This is a genomic window from Synechococcus sp. BIOS-U3-1, assembly GCF_014279975.1.
Lineage (GTDB): Bacteria > Cyanobacteriota > Cyanobacteriia > PCC-6307 > Cyanobiaceae > Synechococcus_C.
In genome coordinates, this window is record NZ_CP047936.1 from 2256589 (window position 1) to 2272525 (window position 15937).

Consider the following 15937-nt stretch of genomic DNA (forward strand, 5'->3'; position numbering starts at 1 on the left):
GCAGAGCACTAAACGAATGTCACGCAGGACTACTGCCATTGCTGCAGCACTGTCTGTGCTTGCTCTTGGGTCGCCGTTGATTACCGCTTGCGCGAACCCTTTGGCGGATGATTTATATGATAGTGGACAGGTAAAGTACAATCAAGGTGATTATCAAGGGGCAATTTCTGATTACAATAAGGCAATAGAGGTTAATCCTGAATACGCCAGTGCCTTCGTTAACCGTGGTGTCGCCAAGAATAAATTAGGAGATCATAAAGGAGCAATTTCTGATTACAATAAGGCAATAAAGATTAATCCTCAGAATGCCAATGCCTACAACAATCGTGGCATTGCCAAGAGAGTGCTAAAAGATTTCCAAGGAGCAATTGATGATTACACGAAGGCGATAGAAATCAATCCCAAGTATGCCACAGCATATTACAATCGTGGCAATATCAAGTGTGATTTGGATGATTATCAGGGAGCAATTGCTGATAACACAAAGGCGATAGAGATCAATCCCAAGTTTGCCCTTGCCTATTACAATCGAGGAAATGCCAAGTACGAGCTAGAAGATCATAAAGGAGCAATTTCTGATTACAATAAGGCAATAGAGATTAATCCTAGATATGGCGATGCCTACGGGAACCGTGGCATCGCTAAGTCTGATTTGGATGATTATCAGGGGGCAATTGCTGATTACGATAAGGCGCTAGAGATTAATCCTCAGAATGCTTATACTTATCGAAACCGTGGTATTGCCAGAGAATTGGTGAATGATCTTCAGGGTGCCTGTTATGACTGGAGAAAAGCAGCAGATCTTGGCGAGGAAATCGCTTCTGAATGGGTTAAAGAGCAGTGTTAGGGATTAGTCCTGTAATCACACGATGAGATCATCACGCCTGAATGCCTCAAATACCTGGCACGATTGAGCGCAAGTAAGTATTAGCCAAAGACACTGCAGCAAACCGTTGCTAAAACACTTAAAGCCTCCCGTTACCCATGTCCCTAGAACAACTCAAGGCATTCCTAGAGAAGGTCAAAGGCGATTCCAATCTTCAGGAGAAGCCAAAAGCAGCTAAGTCACCTGAAGATGTTGTGGGCATTGCTAAAGAACACGGTCATGAATTCACCGCTGATAAGGTCAATCAGCTCAGTGAAGAGGAGCTGGAAGGCGTGGCTGGTGGAACTTACTGTAAACAAAGTTGGAAGGTGGAAACTTTCTACTGCTGAAGGAAGTCAGTAAAGATATTGTCTATACTGAGGTGGAGTGAATAACACTTTCCTCTCGGCTTCAAAACTTACACACTCAAAGCCTCTGCATTGACAGGGGCTTTTTGTTTCTTCAATCACACCTAAAAGCTCATGAATCAGCCTTCAATGCCTGGCACGATTGAGCGCAGTTAGAGGGTTTTTTATTGCCATGATCTTTGAGGTACACCTAGGCTCATAGCGAAGCAGAACACTAAACGAATGTCTCGCAGAACTATTGCCATTGCTGCGGCGCTGTCCGTGCTTGCTCTTGGGTCGCCTTTGGTTATTGCAAACGCGAACCCTTTAGCGGATAATTTATTCAATAGTGGAGTAGACAAATATAAACAAGGTGATTATCAAGGAGCAATTGCTGATTATACGAAGGCAATTGAGATTAATCCTCAGGATGTCGGTGCCTATACCAATCGTGGCATTGCAAAGAATGGATTAAAAGATTATCAAGGAGCGATTGCTGATTATAATAAGGCACTAGAGATTAATCCGAAGGATGCCATTGCTTATAGTAATCGTGGTGCTTCCAAGGAATTGATTGGAGACCTAAAAGGTGCCTGTGATGATTGGAGAAAAGCAGTAGATCTTGGACATCAATCTGCTGCTGAATGGGTGAAGAAGCAGTGTCAGGCATCTACATCTGCTCAGCAGATGGAATGGGAAAAAATGCTGGTTGGAGAGTCAGCAGAGGCTGATCAAGCCGCTGCAGAAGGCTATTCATTGCGGGGTGAGGGTGTTCCAGATGGAGTGCCATTCTCAATTGAAGGCAAACCGGCCCCGGATGATTTTGTTGATTCTCAATGCATTAACGAGGACGATGTGCGCGAACCATGCAAACTCAAAGTTGACCGTATTAATAAGGCGATAGGTATTTGGACACCTCCTGGAAGGGTTTCATCAAGGCTTTCGATTTTTAAGGGCTCTTGCCTTGATGCTGGATGTGTTCTTCAGAATCCCGACTATGGATATCCAGAGGAATACAGGGGCACGACCAAGGTGGTTTCCTGGAGCGGAGAGCACGGAGGATTGCTGTTGAGACAGGATCACGGTTATGAATTTGAGGTCGTACCTCTAACACCATTCTCTTTTTAAAAGAAGACAGAAAACACCCTCGCCAAGTGCGGGGTTTTTGCTGTCGGAAGCAGCGAGACCGTCTCGGTCTGGTGAAGTCAACCAATAAACGGAATAAGCAGAACTGACCCAAACGGGGGAGTCAGGCGCGTGGAAGACCACCTGAATGGGTGATGTGAATCCGATTGATTCCGGAGATGGTGAAGAGGTCCAGGAGGGATGACCTCCACTCTCTAAATCAATCAAATGAAACTCTTCACTTCCATCGCTGCCGCTGCGGTTATCGGCGCTTCAATGATTGTTGCTCCACCTGCTGCTGAAGCTGGCAGAAACTGCCCTGCAGGTACTAGCTATCACAAAATCAAAAGGGGCTTGTTCCTGGCAAGAAAGACCGTTGCTGAAGGTTGCTTCACTCCCTACGAGGCCGCACAGCTGAATATGCAGGCAGACCGAAACGAGAATCAAAGGAGAGCCAATGTGATGAGGAATATCAATTCCAATCAGCACAGAAATGTCAATTGCACGACAAATGTTTACGGCAATACCGGATATACCAACTGCTACTGATTAGCTCCTTGTCGGGAAGCCTGAAGCCATGACACGGGGCTGAGAGCTATACAAGACCCGAAAGGGAAAAGCAGGGGGCGTTGAGTAGTCGCTATCGATCTCCCGACAAAACAACCTCACACCAATCACGCCCCGCCAAGTGCGGGGTTTTTTAATGGCTTTGGCGTCTGCACTTAAGTCTCTTACTGGGATCTGAGCCATTCACCAGAAGCTCACCAGAACATCTTGGGGTCTGCACCAGAGCTGTGCAGGGGGGTTCACCAGAAGGGCTGTGATCTTGAAGGAGTCGAGGGGCAACACCTCCAACCATCCACTCCAACAAGCCATGTCTGTTAAATCCCTCTTCATCTACACCCTTTCCCTCACGCTGGGCATTGGCGCAGTCGCGCATGCAAAACCCCAGTTGATCGAGCTGCAACTTCAGGAGGCCGCTCAAACCGAAGAGTTGGCCAATCGCATCAGCTATGCGCCCGGCCATTGGGGACGCTTGACTGTCTGATGCGGATTCACCACCCGGATCAAACCGGGTCACCACCTAGGAGGGCACCGCTTCCACCCGACTGATTTACGCAACTGCACTTACGGAAACTCACCACCTGGAATGATTTGTCTTTGAATTTTCTGGGAAAGTGCAATTCCTCCAGAAATAAATAAAGTCATGTATTCCACCTTTTAGAGACAACCCCAACTGTGTCAACAATGGTTTCACTGGCCTGCCTCTTGAGCGGTGAACGAAATACCCGACGACGCTGGAAACCACTCCGAACATGATGAGAGGAGACCCGCCAAACAACATCACGGGGAACAGCCACCAACGATGGCGCTTCCACATCTTTGGAGTCATGGGCACTTTTTGATAATCGGGTTGCATAGGGATTGACCCCACTTTTTCTCTATTCAACTAACGCTGAAGCCTGGACTGCAGGCTTGATGACTTAACAGAAAGAACAACACCAAGCCCCGCCCCAACCGGCAGCAAGTGGGCGGTCCTTGTTTGGCATGACGCCACGTTGGCTAAAACGTGACTGTTCTGCTGGCTGCAGCGGTCAACCCAAACGGGGGAGTCAGGCGGGTGGAAGACCACCCGAATGGGATGCAAATCAGCTCTCAGATTCTTTCAAAGCCTCCTCAAATACTGAATCATTAACTTCTTTGCATATCCCAGTCATCTTTATTGAATTCGAAACATCATCATCACGACTAAGGATATTCATAGTTACTTGCAATGCAATCACAGATGCATCTGATGTAGTTGGTCTCAATGTTCATAACAAATGTGTTTGGGAGGGTTATTTTGTGCCAAATCTCCCTACTTCTTCATCCCATCTTGATGAGACAATCCCTCTACAACTACCCTCTGTCTTCGCAACCCTTAACTTAGTTGGATTTCTCCACTGGTTATGAATGGAGATTGCTCCTGGGAGAATAAGTGGTAACGATCCTTGGCTATGAAGAGATTGGTTGCCTCTTGTGTATCTTTCATCTTGAATAATCCGATCACCTTCCACCCTTACATCAACCCACTCTGGAGAGATGTGATTTCTCAACTTCTTGTTTGTAAGATCCACCTTGAACAAGAACTGTTCCTCCATATCCTCTTCAGCGGTAATTTCCCCTGAACTAAGATCTGAAACCTTCACATTGCTATCAGTCTTACAAATCATATAAAGGAACTCATTCGCAAACGCAGGTGGTGTGCTGAGTAATAGAAGACTTAGGAGGATTGGAAGTTTCATGGGATAGGTAGCTTCGATTTAATTCAATGGTGGATATTTGTCCTTGCAAATGGCCTGAAACTCATCAAAAAACTCTCTCCAATCTTGGTCTGCGTATTTAACATAGAAATAATCGCCCATACAGTCGCAATACTTTGATTTCTGAATCCTGTAGTCGTCCGGCATTTCATCGGAACCCATACACTTCTTTGTAAAGCCAACAGGAATTGGTCCGACATCAGCCAATGCAGGTGATGCCGAGAGGAGAAGAGCACTTAGGACTAATAGAGAGTTCATATACAGATGCGAGACAGCTGAACGGTAGCAACGTCACGTGTCAGCTCAACCAGGAACAATACTCCGTACGACAGACAAGCTGCCATTACTCACATACCTCAACGAAGCGCGGGGTTTTTTTATGGCTTTGGTGTCTGCACTTAAGTCTCTTACTGGGATCTGAGCGGTTCACCAGAAGCTCACCAGAACATCTTGGGGTCTACACCAGAGCTGTGTAGTGGGGTTCACCAGAAGGGCTGTGATCTTGAAGGAGTCGAGGGGGCAACACCCCATAAACAACTCACACACTGAACTCCTTCAAAACAATGACTACTTTCAATACTGACTACAACAACACTGAACTGCTCGATCAAGAGCTGAGCTTCGATCAACTGCAAGAAATCAATGGAGGTGTAATTCCATTCGTAGTTGGGGCAATTGCATTGGGCAAGGCTGTCGCTACAGGTATTGCAACCTTCGCTGGTTATAAGGCTGCTGAAAAAACTTATCAAGCCATTAAAAAAGCGGTTGAAAACAAAGCAGTCGCCTAGTCACCATCTTTATCTTCACCTTATCATTCACTACAAAATCATGAATTTCCAAAATGATTTGAACCCCGACACCTCAGAGGAACTTTCCTTAGAGGAAATGTCTGAAATCAATGCTGGCCTCGGGCCACTTATCCTCTTAGCACCATTTATTGTCGCCGCAAAAGTAGGAGCCGCAAAGGCAGCCATTGGAGTTGTCGGAGGGCTAATTGGCTGGGGCGTCGGAGAAACAGTTTACAAACACGCTAGTGGGGAGAAAGATTAGAGACAGAAATGTCTATCCACCATCTCAATCAATCCAAAAAACTTTATTCAAAATCATGATGACCAACTATTCTCAAAATCAAAACAATGATTATCTGGACCAGGAGTTAACTATTGAAGAACTCCAAGAAATCTCTGGTAGCGGTTTCGCATTTGAACTTGTCAAAACATTTGGTAAGGAATTTGTGAAATGGTTTGCCAAAAAAGGCTACAACGAGGTCAAAGGCTGAACCATACTCAGCTCACAAGTAAAACCTCTCGTTATTAACCTAGCGAGGGGTTTTGATTAGCCTAAGCCTAACTCTCGCGTGAAAACACGACGAAAACCCTCAACTAGAAACCTTATAGCTGAAAGCTATACAAAACCCGATAAGGGAAAGGCAGGGGGCGTTGAGTAGTCGCTATCGATCTCCCGACAAAACACCTCACACCAATCACGCCCCGCCAAGTGTTGGGTTTTCGTGAGTGAGCCGAAGTAACCCGAGTTACGTCGGACCCGATGTGGCTTGAGCCATGCCGGGATTGCGTGGCTTGAGCCACGCCAAACCAGAGCCTTGAGTCATGCGTAACCCGAGTTACGCGTGAACCAGAGCCTTCAGTTGCTCGTATCCCGAGTGACGCTGGACCAGAGAGCCGAGACGTTTTGGACCCCCAGTCCGAAAGAGGCCCTTTTCGGCGCGGGGCGCAGGGTGATGAGAGCAATGCACCACGGTGTGGTGCGTTCCACTGGGTCATCACACCGTGGTGTTCGAAAGTCGGCGCACCGTGCCGAGTTAAACGCGCCACACCTCACGTCCGAAAGAGCCCCTTTTCGGACGCGCTGGCTGGCTAATGAGATTGGGGTGGGAATGGCGCAGATGCGCTAGTGATGGAGAGTGGTGACAATCTCTGCATGAAACCCGTTTTGTTCCTCCTTGCTGCCAGCACAGTTGGGCTAAACGTTGTATTTGATGATGCTGCCCAAGCATCAAATGCAGAAAAATTCTTGATAGCACAAAGGTCTGCATTCTCTCAGCAGTGCTCATTCAATGGTGTACAAGAAGGCTGCAATTTGCGTGAGATCAGAAGCAAGAGTGGTTCCTATGAAGGTACAACCATAATCTGGACATCTGACGGAAAGCGTGTTGACTACTATTTTCACGAGTGCAACGGGGACCACGGAGCTTCTTACTGCAAAGTAAAAATTATCGAAGACAATGGTCGCGTTACATTCGGGAAGTCAGCACATAGTGGGCGTGGAACCGTTATCACATCTTCAAGAGGTAATAAGACTTGGTACCCACCATTTTGAATCGGAATTCCGTCCAAAGGCGGTGAGGTGGAGATGTGTTGAATGGCGGCGTCGAGAACAGGCATTTTCGGCGCAGCGGTTCCTCAAGTAGTTGGGTAAGCGGCGATTGCGAAAGGGGTTGCGCAATTGCTGTTCCGCAAGTCCTTTCGCGACAAGCTTTACCCCAAGGGGTTGGGGAAAAGACTCCACTCCCCGGTGGCTGCTTGTCCAAGTAGTTGGACAAGAGGCGATTGCGAAAGGACTTGCGGAATCGCTCAGTTGGATTCGATCGGAACGAAATCTTCTTCAGTGCCGTTACCACGCTCAGCCGCAACGGGCGCAACCAGGCAAAGCCCGGCATCATGCGCGGACTGACGACTGATCCATGCTTCGCCGCCTCTCCGCAGGACTCTTAGCTTCTGTAGTTGCCATCGCCCCAATGCCTTTGAAGGCACAGGACGGCAGTGCAGATGATCTCGGTGATGTGATGAGCATCAGCCTCAAGGATGTGGTCAAGCCAACCCTTGGCTTTCAAGGTGCCTTGCAAGGCGCTGGCACGCCGAACCAGGCAGGCATTGGTGGATTCTTGCCACTGTCTGTTAGCGATAACAGCGTTTGGTTCCTTGATGCCCTGATCAACGCCAACTTCGCTGACCGTGCGGGTGAGAGCAGCATTATTAATACCGACGTTGCTGGTGGAACAGTCAGCACGTCTACCCGGCTTGGTTACCGCTGGCTGAATAGTGACCGCTCTTGGATGTATGGGCTGAATGCTGGTTATGACAGCCGCTCGGTGAAATCAGGTGATGCCGATACCGGCGTCAACGTCACCAACAAGAGGACTGTCGGGTTCCAGCAGATCGCACTGAATGCAGAAGCAGTTTCGAATAGCTGGACCTTGAACGGCTATGGACTGATCCCTGTTGGTGATGTGGAGCAGAGACTCAACAGTGCCTATAACGCTGGTGCACTGAACACCTACGGCCTAGATGTTGGCTATTTCATTAGTCCACAACTTCATGCCTCTGTTGGTTACTACTACCAACACCGCGATCAAGAAGAAGTTGATGGTTCTGGCGTACTCGGACGCTTGGCTTATGAAATGACCAGTGGAGTCACAGCAGGATTAAATATCTCCTACGACAAGGCATTTGACACAAGAGTTTCAGCTGATATTAAAGTTCGCTTTGGTGGTGCAAGCACAACAGCGAAACGCAAAGAGGTTCAACGACTACCTGTTATCAATGCCTTAACATCAACACCAAGCAACCGAGATGTGAGGGTACACGATTCATGTGGTGCATGTGACCCTTGGGATTAACAAACGAATCCTTGGTAGCAAACTAACAACCCTATGAATGGTGGTCAACGAGATGTGCATTCGTGGGGTGGTACATATATGTGTGGTTGGAAGCATTGGGGTGGTAGATAACAACCCTGGATGCAACTTATCCCTCAACGCCCCCGCCACACACGGGGCTTTTTATTGCTTCAATCTCGCCAACAATCCCACCAATCAGCCTTCAATACCTGGCACAATTGACTGCAGTAGGTATTAGCCAATGACACTGCAGCAGTCATAGCAACGGCCTGAATCACCACCTGGGCTGACAACGCTTCCACCCGCCTGACTTCTGCATGGTCTCCCAGGCTTCGATGGCGTTGTGCCTGAGCATTCGCCTGATGACTGGCTGACCACTGCCGCGTAATGGCCTGGTCTCGACGATGACCCACTGGGCGTGAGCCGTGGGTGAGTCATTCGTGAAATTGCAGACCTTCCCCTGCTGGGCGTTCACCAACCAGCCGACACCATTCTTCGGTGCATGGCGATCAACAAGTGGGCGGTCCTTGTTTGGCATGCCGACACGATGGCGAATTCACCCGGACGGGTGATGTGGTTTCACACCCTTTCAGCAACGGTGAATGCAGATAACGCAAGGTTTCGTGTGGATGGATTTTTTTTCAAACGCCAACTCGTCAAAGCCGTTCTTCTTGGTGCAATCGCTTGGCTTGTCGCAGTCGTACCGAGCGCAGAAGCCTTTGTGGGAATTGGTTTGATCTTGCTGGGCATCTTCGCGATTTTCGACTTGAGCATCAAAGCCCTGAAAAAGAGGGGGGCTAAATCGCCTTGATGGAGTCGGCAGACTGAGAGCGTTTGCCGCTTAGCCCATGCCTGCAGTTGAGATGACCTGCCTTCAATCACTGGCGGATCTGGAGCAACTGGAGGGACCACTGATGGATTGCTTCGGCACCCGCGATCCAGAGACAACCGCCGCGGCCGTGCGACTGGTGCTGACTCACATGGCGTGGAACAGCAAGCGCCTCCTGGGAGCAATGGTGCTCGATCGGATGGATGCCGATCTCTTGTCAACGCGAGCTGATTTCCCCGATCTTTGTCAACGCCTTGTCAACGGGGCTGATTTTGTCAACGAGGGCAATTACTGAGATCAACTGCCCTGGAATGGTGGTGGGGGCCTTCCAGCCCCCGTGAGTCACTTGGGTGATAAGGCTGACTTCACCCCATCTCCCTTAATAGGGTCAGGCAGCAACAGGGGCTGCTTGACGGGAGAAACGTACGATTTTGTTCGCAGTTACGGGATTTGCTCTAACCGAGCAGGCTTCAGTCACCCTCCTTATGCCCCGTCGAAACCATTGCAGCCCCAGGAAGGGGTAATGGAGCTGAGCGGAATCGAACCGCTGTCCGAAACACTGGTGTGGATCACCTAGTCCGGTCAAGACCGAACCTTGTCATTCTGGCAGCAGTGGTGAACCGGAGCAGAGAATCTTGGGGAGTGAGTACCGACAGACGCCGCGACCCATTCATGGCGTCGCCGTTTTGCCCCAGGGTCTCGAAGAAATCGGCAGCCAGGAATTGCAACGACTCGGCGCCAAAGACGTCACACCATTGCGCCGTGCCGCATCGTTTCAAGCCGACATGGCCTGTCTGTACAGGCTTCACTTGCAATGCAGGCTGCCCTTCAGGTTGCTGCGGGAGGTGGCACGCTTCCGCTGTGACGGTCGGGATTCCCTCTACGACGGAGTTCAGCGGGCCCTTGACTGGGAACGATGGCTTCATCCATCCATGAGCTTTCGGGTGGATGTGACCGGAACTGCCCCAGGGCTCAATCACAGCCATTTCACTGCACTCCAGGTGAAAAATGCCTTGATTGATCATCAGCGTGATCTTTGGGGGAAGCGATCGTCTATCGATCTGGACGAACCCGATCTCTGCCTGCATGTTCACCTGCATCGTGGTGAAGCGACCCTGAGCTTGGATGGCAGCGGCGGCAGCCTCCACCGCAGGGGATACCGAGCCGCTGTGGGTATCGCTCCGCTGAAAGAGAACCTGGCCGCAGGGCTGATCACACTGACCGGTTGGGACGGAAGCACCCCTCTGACTGATCCCTGCTGCGGTTCGGGAACATTGCTCATCGAAGCCGCAGCGATGGCCCTGCAGCGATTCCCTGCTCTGCATCGCAACTTCCTGCTGGAGTCATGGGCGGATTTCGAACCGGATCTATGGGATGCAGAACAGCGAAGAGCCCAGAAACGGCAGCAGCCCGTGAACAATCCACCACGAATCCTGGGCTATGAGCAGGACTCAGAGATTGCCCAGCAGGCAAGAGACAACGTCAATGCAGCTGGGCTAAAGGACGTGATCGAAATCGTTGAAGCCGATTTCAGGGATGCACCGGCTCCGGAGGCGGACAATGGCGTGGTGGTCTGCAATCCGCCCTATGGGGTGCGACTGGGCCATACCACTGAACTTCAAGAGCTCTACAGAGAGCTCGGATCAGTATTGAAACAAGATTACGGCGGCTGGGACCTATGGCTTCTCAGCGGAAATCGAGAACTCACCGGAGCACTGCGCCTTAAAGCAAAGCGCAGAATTCCCGTGAATAACGGTGGATTGGATTGTCGTTGGCTGCATTACGAGCTGAACAAGCGTTCAACGAAGCCGATCCTCCAGGAGAACTGAACGCAGGCCATTCATCTACCGAGGACAGCCCGCGTGGTTCTCATCAGGCCTTCCAATGTCTGGGGCAGATAAGGCCCTTTCGCCAGCTGTCCACCAATCCGCAGGCTGAATCCTGCCACCACCAGATTAAGAATCGCCATTGCCAGCAGCGATTGGATCAACGACCAACCCCAGGATTCCAGCATCCATACCAATAGGGCTGCTTCTCCAGCCACAAGGGCCAGCAGCATCAACGTGCCCCCCATGGCCAGAAACACACCGCCACTGATCAGGCGCCGTTTCTCGCGATCCATCTCTTGCAGAGCAATACGAACATGCAGATCCATCACCGAGCCCGCAAGAGCCGTGACCCTGGCTGCAGCTCCCATCCCTCTGGAGCGCTGTTGCTCAGAACGGGGCGATTCACTCATGAAGATCTCCGGCCACCGGTCAGTAGGGCACCCACCAAAATCCCTACCCCAGCCGCCACAGCCAGTGACATCAGGGGTCTTTCGCGCACGGGTTTCTCCAACTTCGGCCTGAGAGTGCGGTTGAGCTCATCGAGCAGATGCTCAAGCTGCTCCTCCAGCGGATCAAGATTGTCAGCCAAGTGGCGGGTGCGATCTCCGGCCTGATCAAGCAAATCCTCAAGCTGGGCGGTGACAAGGCTCGCAGCCCTGTCGCTTTGGGAAGAAATCAGATGCACCACCTCATCAAAACTTCCGCGGGTGGCTTCAAGTGCTTGGTGGGTGACTTCAGGCCAAAGCTTTTGGATCTCTGGCAACAGACTCTCAAAGCGATCACGGAAGCTGTAAGCCAGATCCTGGGAGTCCGCAGACGCATCCGTTGATGAGGGAGCTGAATCCATGGCGATCCTGACGGCCTACCGCAGGGTAGGGGTGGTAACTCTGAGATGACACCCATTGGCGTTGGTGGGCCATCAGTTGCGCTACACCCTGTTGGAGCATTTAGGGGCCCCGGATGACCCGGACGGCTGCCACCTCGATCTGTTGCTCGAGGACGGAGACAGCTGTCGCAGCTGGCGGTTGGAGGCGATTCCGCAATTGAACGGTCCTGCGGTGCAAGCCACAGCGTTGCCCCCCCACCGACTGGTATGGCTCGATCGGGAGGCAGCTTCCGTATCCGGCAACAGGGGTTGGGCACGTCGTGTCGTGGCAGGCGCAATGCGAAGCGCCCTGCCCGCTGATCCCAATCAACCCATCCAGGTTGAGCTGGAAGGGATGGCACTGATTGGCCTGAGCGAACCGGTTGTGCTGGAAATCACAGCAGAGCGATGCCGCATGCGCACGCCATAAGACAAGTGCACCGCAAACTGCACTTGAGCTTTTGCAAGGCTCCGCTAATTTCAGACGGCTGACAGCCGTGGCCCCTGTTGGTACACATCAATCAGGTCGGGCTGACACAGTTCAAGTCCTTTGGGGGAGCGATGAGCATCCCCCTGGAACCCGGTTTCACGGTGGTGACCGGGCCGAACGGTTCCGGCAAGAGCAACATTCTCGATGGAGTGCTGTTCTGTCTTGGCCTGGCCAACAGCAAAGGCATGCGAGCCGATCGCCTGCCAGATCTGGTTAATAGCAATGTGCTGAAGGCCGGCAAGTCAGCCGAAACCACGGTGAGTGTTCGTTTTGACCTAACCGAGTGGCAGCCTGACGCCGCTGAAGAAGGACTGGAGCCCCCTGAAGAGGGGCCATGGATCCGTTCCGATCAGACGGAATGGACCGTCACGCGCAAGTTGCGGGTGATGCCAGGAGGCTCTTACAGCAGCAGCTACAGCGCGGATGGAGTCCCGTGCAATCTTCAGCAGTTACAAACCCAGCTGCGCCGACTGCGTATCGACCCTGAGGGCAGCAACGTGGTGATGCAGGGGGACGTGACCCGCATCGTTTCAATGAGCAACCGCGATCGGCGCGGCCTGATCGATGAGCTGGCCGGTGTGGCGCTTTTCGACACCCGCATTGAACAGACCCGGCGCAAACTCGATGAGGTTCAGGAGCGCCAGGAGCGTTGCCGCATTGTTGAGCAAGAACTGCTGGCAGCGCGACAGCGGCTCGAAAAAGACTGCGCCAAAGCAAGGGCCTACCAGGAACTCAAGGAACAGCTGCAGCTCGGCCGCCGACAGGAGCTGGTGTTGGCCTTCGAAGCGGCTCAGGCTGAACGTCGACGCCTTCAGCAGCGAAAAGAACAGCTGATCGCTAAGGAAGAGCGAGATGCCCGATCGATCGAGCAGCGCGACATCAGCCTTCAGGACGCGGCGGGACGACTGCAGACCCTTCAGGACAGCGTCAAGGCCCTCGGTGAGGACCAACTGCTGAGCGTGCAGGCTGAACTGGCCGGGCTGGATCCACAAAGCCGCGAACTGGAACGGCAAGCTGGCCAGCATCAGCAGGAGGGTGAACGCCTGCAGGGACTGCGCCATCAACTGCAGGCCCGCCGCGGCCAGCTGCAGGCTGAAACCGAAGACCTGCGACTGAACGCAAACAATGGATTACTGGAGAAAGCAGAGCAGGACTGCAGAGATGCGGAAGCAGCCGTGGAGCTCTCCCGCCGGCGGCTGGGAGAGGTGGCAGGCCGCTCAGGAACCTGGCTCGAAGAGCAAAAGCAGCGCTCCGGTCAACGACAGGAACTTCAAGGTCGCGTCACACCACTTCAGGAAGAACGCCAACAGCTGCTGGAACGACTTCGACAGGACGAAGAACGGCAGCTGGAGCTGGTACAGGAACGAGATCAAGACGGAGCCGAAGACCAGCGGGTCCAGACCCTGCTGGAACAGCTTGAGCAGGAGTGGCAGACACTGCTGAAGTCGGTCCAAAGTGGCAGAGAGCAACTTCATCAACTGCTGGAGTCCGTCGCGATTCAGCAACGCACCCGTTCCAGGCTTGAGCAGGAACAAACGCGGCTCGAGCGCGACATTGCCCGGCACGACAGCCGCCGGGAAGCTCTGCAGGAAAGCAGGGGTACTGGAGCACTGCGGCTCCTGCTCGAATCCGGCCTGGAAGGCATTCACGGCCATGTTGCGCAGCTTGGTGAGGTTGATGAACGCCATCGCCTTGCTCTCGAAGTGGCTGCCGGCGCGAGGATGGCCCAGGTGGTGGTCGACGATGACCGCATTGCTGCTCGCGCCATCGATCTGCTGAAAAGTCGGCGCGCCGGACGACTCACCTTCCTGCCGCTCAACAAGATCAGAGCTCCTGGCGCGGGGGCTGCGGCAGCAGTTGCTCGTGGACGCAGCCCCCAAGCGGGTGCAGGTGGTGGACTGATGGGACGTGCTGTCGACCTGATCCGCTATGAACCGATCTACGCGAACGTGTTCGCCTATGTCTTCGGTGACACTCAGGTGTTCAGCGATCTGGGCAGTGCCAGACAGTTCCTGGGCCGTTCGCGGGCCGTCACCCTCGAAGGTGAGCTGCTTGAAAAAAGTGGTGCCATGACCGGCGGAAGCTTCTCGCAACGCGGAGGCGGGCTGAGCTTTGGTGCCAGCAGTGATGGCGACGAAGCAGCTCCACTGCGCCAACGACTGCTGGAGCTCGGCGAGAGCCTGGTCGCCTGTCGGAGAGAAGAACAGAGGCTGGTGGAGGCCGTGGATCAGCAGCGGCCAACACTGCGCCAACTGGAGCAGCGCCAGGCCGCTCTGGAAGCAGAACGCCAGGCGGCGAAGCGTTCCCATGGTCCGCTGCTCGAACGCGTGCAGCAGCGTCAACGCAAACTCAACGAACTACAGCAGGCCCAGCAGAGCCATCGTCTGAGGCTTGATGAGCTGGAGGCAAGCCTGACCCCGCTGCAAAGGGAACTCAATCAGCTCAATTCCCAGGAATCCAGCGTCGAAGCCAATGGAGATGCCGAGGGCTGGCAAGCTCTGCAGCAGGATCTGGAACGGGTGGATGCCGGACTTGAGGCAGCGCGCCAGCAACGTGATGCGCTGCTGCAACAAGAGCGCGACCGTCAGCTCTCACAACAGAGACTCGGCGATCAGCAGCAGACAATTGAACGGGAGGAAACGTCGCTTCAGCAAGCGGTTCAAGCTCTCTCGGAAGCCCATGGCCAATGGCGTGAACAGCAACTGGCTTTGAAGACCCGCAGAGATGCACTGGAAACACAGCAACAAGAATTGCAAACCCGGTTCGGGGAAGAACGACGCGCCAGAGATGAAGCGGAGGCTGCCGTCGCTGAGCAGAGGCAGACCCTGCAGCAGGCCCGGTGGGAACTGGAGCGCCTCCGCGAAGAGCGCACCTCACTCGAAGAGCAACTCCGTAGTGGCGGACTCCGCTTGGAGGAGCTGCGGGCCACGCTCCCTGATCCACTGCCGGAGATTGCCGACGAGCTGCGTGAAAGTGGCCTGGAGAGCCTTCAGGAACGCTTGCAACAATTGCAGCTGCGCATGGAAGCCCTGGAACCGGTAAACATGCTCGCCCTAGAGGAGCTGGAAGAACTCGAACAACGCCTGGGCGACCTAGGTGAACGGTTGGATGTGCTCAGCCAAGAGCGGGAAGAACTGCTGTTGAGGATCGAAACCGTGGCCACACTTCGTCAGGAAGCCTTCATGGAAGCCTTTGAGGCGGTCGACAGCCATTTCCGCGAAATCTTCGCCAGCCTTTCTGATGGCGATGGCAAGCTTCAGCTCGACAATTCAGACGACCCTCTCGAAGGCGGCCTCACACTCGTAGCCCACCCCAAGGGCAAAGCCGTCAGGCGGCTAGCGGCCATGTCTGGTGGAGAGAAGTCGCTGACCGCGCTCAGTTTTCTGTTCGCTCTGCAGCGCTTCCGTCCCTCGCCGTTCTATGCCCTCGATGAGGTGGACAGCTTCCTGGACGGGGTCAATGTGGAACGTCTGGCGTCCCTGATTGCCCGCCAGGCCGAACAGGCTCAGTTCCTGGTGGTGAGTCACCGCCGCCCCATGATCGGAGCTTCCACACGCACCATCGGCGTCACCCAGGCCCGCGGCGCCCATACTCAAGTCGTGGGACTTCCTGATGCAGCCTGAACAGCCAGCGCAGGGTCCTTG

At 53.2% G+C, this 15937-nt stretch carries 18 protein-coding genes; 14 read left to right on the top strand and 4 right to left on the bottom strand.

The features are described 5' to 3' along the window. Positions 1 to 16 precede the first annotated feature (16 nt). From SynBIOSU31_RS12395 to SynBIOSU31_RS12415, 5 genes are all read left to right on the top strand, one after another. The gene (locus tag SynBIOSU31_RS12395; RefSeq protein WP_186490483.1) at positions 17 to 847 is read left to right on the top strand and encodes a tetratricopeptide repeat protein; all 831 of its coding nucleotides are present in this window, start codon (positions 17 to 19) and stop codon (positions 845 to 847) included. 137 nt (positions 848 to 984) lie between these two features. After that, positions 985 to 1215: a Nif11-like leader peptide family natural product precursor gene (locus SynBIOSU31_RS12400; RefSeq protein WP_186490484.1), complete on the top strand. Its 231-nt coding sequence runs from the start codon at positions 985 to 987 to the stop codon at positions 1213 to 1215. A gap of 240 nt (positions 1216 to 1455) precedes the next feature. After that, complete coding sequence (locus SynBIOSU31_RS12405) at positions 1456 to 2340, top strand: tetratricopeptide repeat protein (RefSeq protein ID WP_186490485.1); 885 nt, start codon at positions 1456 to 1458, stop codon at positions 2338 to 2340. A 225-nt stretch (positions 2341 to 2565) separates the two neighbouring features. Continuing rightward, positions 2566 to 2886: a hypothetical protein gene (locus SynBIOSU31_RS12410; protein WP_186490487.1), complete on the top strand. Its 321-nt coding sequence runs from the start codon at positions 2566 to 2568 to the stop codon at positions 2884 to 2886. Between the two features lie 325 nt (positions 2887 to 3211). Further along, complete coding sequence (locus tag SynBIOSU31_RS12415) at positions 3212 to 3385, top strand: hypothetical protein (RefSeq protein ID WP_186490488.1); 174 nt, start codon at positions 3212 to 3214, stop codon at positions 3383 to 3385. Positions 3386 to 4175: 790 nt separating this feature from the next. On the opposite strand, the gene SynBIOSU31_RS12420 is transcribed toward SynBIOSU31_RS12415, so the two are convergent. After that, on the bottom strand, positions 4176 to 4622 hold the full coding sequence (locus tag SynBIOSU31_RS12420; RefSeq protein ID WP_186490490.1) for a hypothetical protein: 447 nt from the start codon (positions 4620 to 4622) through the stop codon (positions 4176 to 4178). Between the two features lie 581 nt (positions 4623 to 5203). On the opposite strand from SynBIOSU31_RS12420, the gene SynBIOSU31_RS12425 reads away from it, so the two are divergent. From SynBIOSU31_RS12425 to SynBIOSU31_RS12440, 4 genes are all read left to right on the top strand, one after another. Then, positions 5204 to 5428 carry a class IIb bacteriocin, lactobin A/cerein 7B family gene (locus tag SynBIOSU31_RS12425; protein ID WP_186490492.1) on the top strand — a complete coding sequence of 75 codons (225 nt, stop codon included), beginning with the start codon at positions 5204 to 5206 and terminating at the stop codon, positions 5426 to 5428. 40 nt (positions 5429 to 5468) lie between these two features. Then, entirely contained in the window at positions 5469 to 5690 is a 222-nt protein-coding gene (locus SynBIOSU31_RS12430; RefSeq protein WP_186490494.1) for a hypothetical protein, read from the top strand. 55 nt (positions 5691 to 5745) lie between these two features. Further along, complete coding sequence (locus SynBIOSU31_RS12435; RefSeq protein ID WP_186490496.1) at positions 5746 to 5919, top strand: hypothetical protein; 174 nt, start codon at positions 5746 to 5748, stop codon at positions 5917 to 5919. 1425 nt (positions 5920 to 7344) lie between these two features. Further along, a complete protein-coding gene (locus SynBIOSU31_RS12440; RefSeq protein ID WP_186490497.1) occupies positions 7345 to 8280 on the top strand; it encodes a carbamoyl-phosphate synthase in 936 nt (311 codons plus the stop codon). 274 nt (positions 8281 to 8554) lie between these two features. Here SynBIOSU31_RS12440 and SynBIOSU31_RS12445 read toward each other — a convergent pair whose 3' ends face one another. Next, positions 8555 to 8818, bottom strand: a complete 264-nt coding sequence (locus tag SynBIOSU31_RS12445) for a DUF1651 domain-containing protein (RefSeq protein ID WP_186490498.1) — start codon at positions 8816 to 8818, stop codon at positions 8555 to 8557. Positions 8819 to 8878: 60 nt separating this feature from the next. Here SynBIOSU31_RS12445 and SynBIOSU31_RS12450 point away from each other — a divergent pair, with 60 nt between their 5' ends. The 3 genes from SynBIOSU31_RS12450 (at position 8879) to SynBIOSU31_RS12465 (ending at position 10938) form a co-directional block, all read left to right on the top strand. Next, positions 8879 to 9091: a hypothetical protein gene (locus SynBIOSU31_RS12450; protein ID WP_186490499.1), complete on the top strand. Its 213-nt coding sequence runs from the start codon at positions 8879 to 8881 to the stop codon at positions 9089 to 9091. A 52-nt stretch (positions 9092 to 9143) separates the two neighbouring features. Next, positions 9144 to 9404, top strand: coding sequence for a hypothetical protein (locus SynBIOSU31_RS12455; protein WP_186490500.1), 261 nt, complete (start codon positions 9144 to 9146; stop codon positions 9402 to 9404). A 340-nt stretch (positions 9405 to 9744) separates the two neighbouring features. Beyond that, positions 9745 to 10938: a THUMP domain-containing class I SAM-dependent RNA methyltransferase gene (locus tag SynBIOSU31_RS12465; RefSeq protein ID WP_255477237.1), complete on the top strand. Its 1194-nt coding sequence runs from the start codon at positions 9745 to 9747 to the stop codon at positions 10936 to 10938. An 11-nt stretch (positions 10939 to 10949) separates the two neighbouring features. Here SynBIOSU31_RS12465 and SynBIOSU31_RS12470 read toward each other — a convergent pair whose 3' ends face one another. After that, complete coding sequence (locus tag SynBIOSU31_RS12470) at positions 10950 to 11348, bottom strand: phage holin family protein (RefSeq protein WP_186490501.1); 399 nt, start codon at positions 11346 to 11348, stop codon at positions 10950 to 10952. Then, positions 11345 to 11785 (bottom strand): glycine zipper domain-containing protein, encoded by a 441-nt coding sequence (locus SynBIOSU31_RS12475; protein WP_186490502.1) that lies wholly within the window; start codon positions 11783 to 11785, stop codon positions 11345 to 11347. Before SynBIOSU31_RS12475 ends, SynBIOSU31_RS12470 begins: the two co-directional genes overlap by 4 nt. 61 nt (positions 11786 to 11846) lie before the next feature. Here SynBIOSU31_RS12475 and SynBIOSU31_RS12480 point away from each other — a divergent pair, with 61 nt between their 5' ends. Beyond that, entirely contained in the window at positions 11847 to 12233 is a 387-nt protein-coding gene (locus tag SynBIOSU31_RS12480) for a hypothetical protein (RefSeq protein ID WP_186490503.1), read from the top strand. A gap of 131 nt (positions 12234 to 12364) precedes the next feature. After that, entirely contained in the window at positions 12365 to 15916 is a 3552-nt protein-coding gene (gene smc / locus SynBIOSU31_RS12485) for a chromosome segregation protein SMC (RefSeq protein ID WP_370593632.1), read from the top strand. Positions 15917 to 15937 lie beyond the last annotated feature (21 nt).

Bases quoted from the DNA above. Each gene is read 5' to 3' on its own strand.
- SynBIOSU31_RS12395 (WP_186490483.1), top strand. From the start codon at position 17: ATGTCACGCAGGACTACTGCCATTGCTGCAGCACTGTCTGTGCTTGCT.
- SynBIOSU31_RS12400 (WP_186490484.1), top strand. From the start codon at position 985: ATGTCCCTAGAACAACTCAAGGCATTCCTAGAGAAGGTCAAAGGCGAT.
- SynBIOSU31_RS12405 (WP_186490485.1), top strand. From the start codon at position 1,456: ATGTCTCGCAGAACTATTGCCATTGCTGCGGCGCTGTCCGTGCTTGCT.
- SynBIOSU31_RS12410 (WP_186490487.1), top strand. From the start codon at position 2,566: ATGAAACTCTTCACTTCCATCGCTGCCGCTGCGGTTATCGGCGCTTCA.
- SynBIOSU31_RS12415 (WP_186490488.1), top strand. From the start codon at position 3,212: ATGTCTGTTAAATCCCTCTTCATCTACACCCTTTCCCTCACGCTGGGC.
- SynBIOSU31_RS12420 (WP_186490490.1), bottom strand. From the start codon at position 4,622: ATGAAACTTCCAATCCTCCTAAGTCTTCTATTACTCAGCACACCACCT.
- SynBIOSU31_RS12425 (WP_186490492.1), top strand. From the start codon at position 5,204: ATGACTACTTTCAATACTGACTACAACAACACTGAACTGCTCGATCAA.
- SynBIOSU31_RS12430 (WP_186490494.1), top strand. From the start codon at position 5,469: ATGAATTTCCAAAATGATTTGAACCCCGACACCTCAGAGGAACTTTCC.
- SynBIOSU31_RS12435 (WP_186490496.1), top strand. From the start codon at position 5,746: ATGATGACCAACTATTCTCAAAATCAAAACAATGATTATCTGGACCAG.
- SynBIOSU31_RS12440 (WP_186490497.1), top strand. From the start codon at position 7,345: ATGCTTCGCCGCCTCTCCGCAGGACTCTTAGCTTCTGTAGTTGCCATC.
- SynBIOSU31_RS12445 (WP_186490498.1), bottom strand. From the start codon at position 8,818: ATGCCAAACAAGGACCGCCCACTTGTTGATCGCCATGCACCGAAGAAT.
- SynBIOSU31_RS12455 (WP_186490500.1), top strand. From the start codon at position 9,144: ATGACCTGCCTTCAATCACTGGCGGATCTGGAGCAACTGGAGGGACCA.
- SynBIOSU31_RS12470 (WP_186490501.1), bottom strand. From the start codon at position 11,348: ATGAGTGAATCGCCCCGTTCTGAGCAACAGCGCTCCAGAGGGATGGGA.
- SynBIOSU31_RS12475 (WP_186490502.1), bottom strand. From the start codon at position 11,785: ATGGATTCAGCTCCCTCATCAACGGATGCGTCTGCGGACTCCCAGGAT.
- smc (WP_370593632.1), top strand. From the start codon at position 12,365: ATGAGCATCCCCCTGGAACCCGGTTTCACGGTGGTGACCGGGCCGAAC.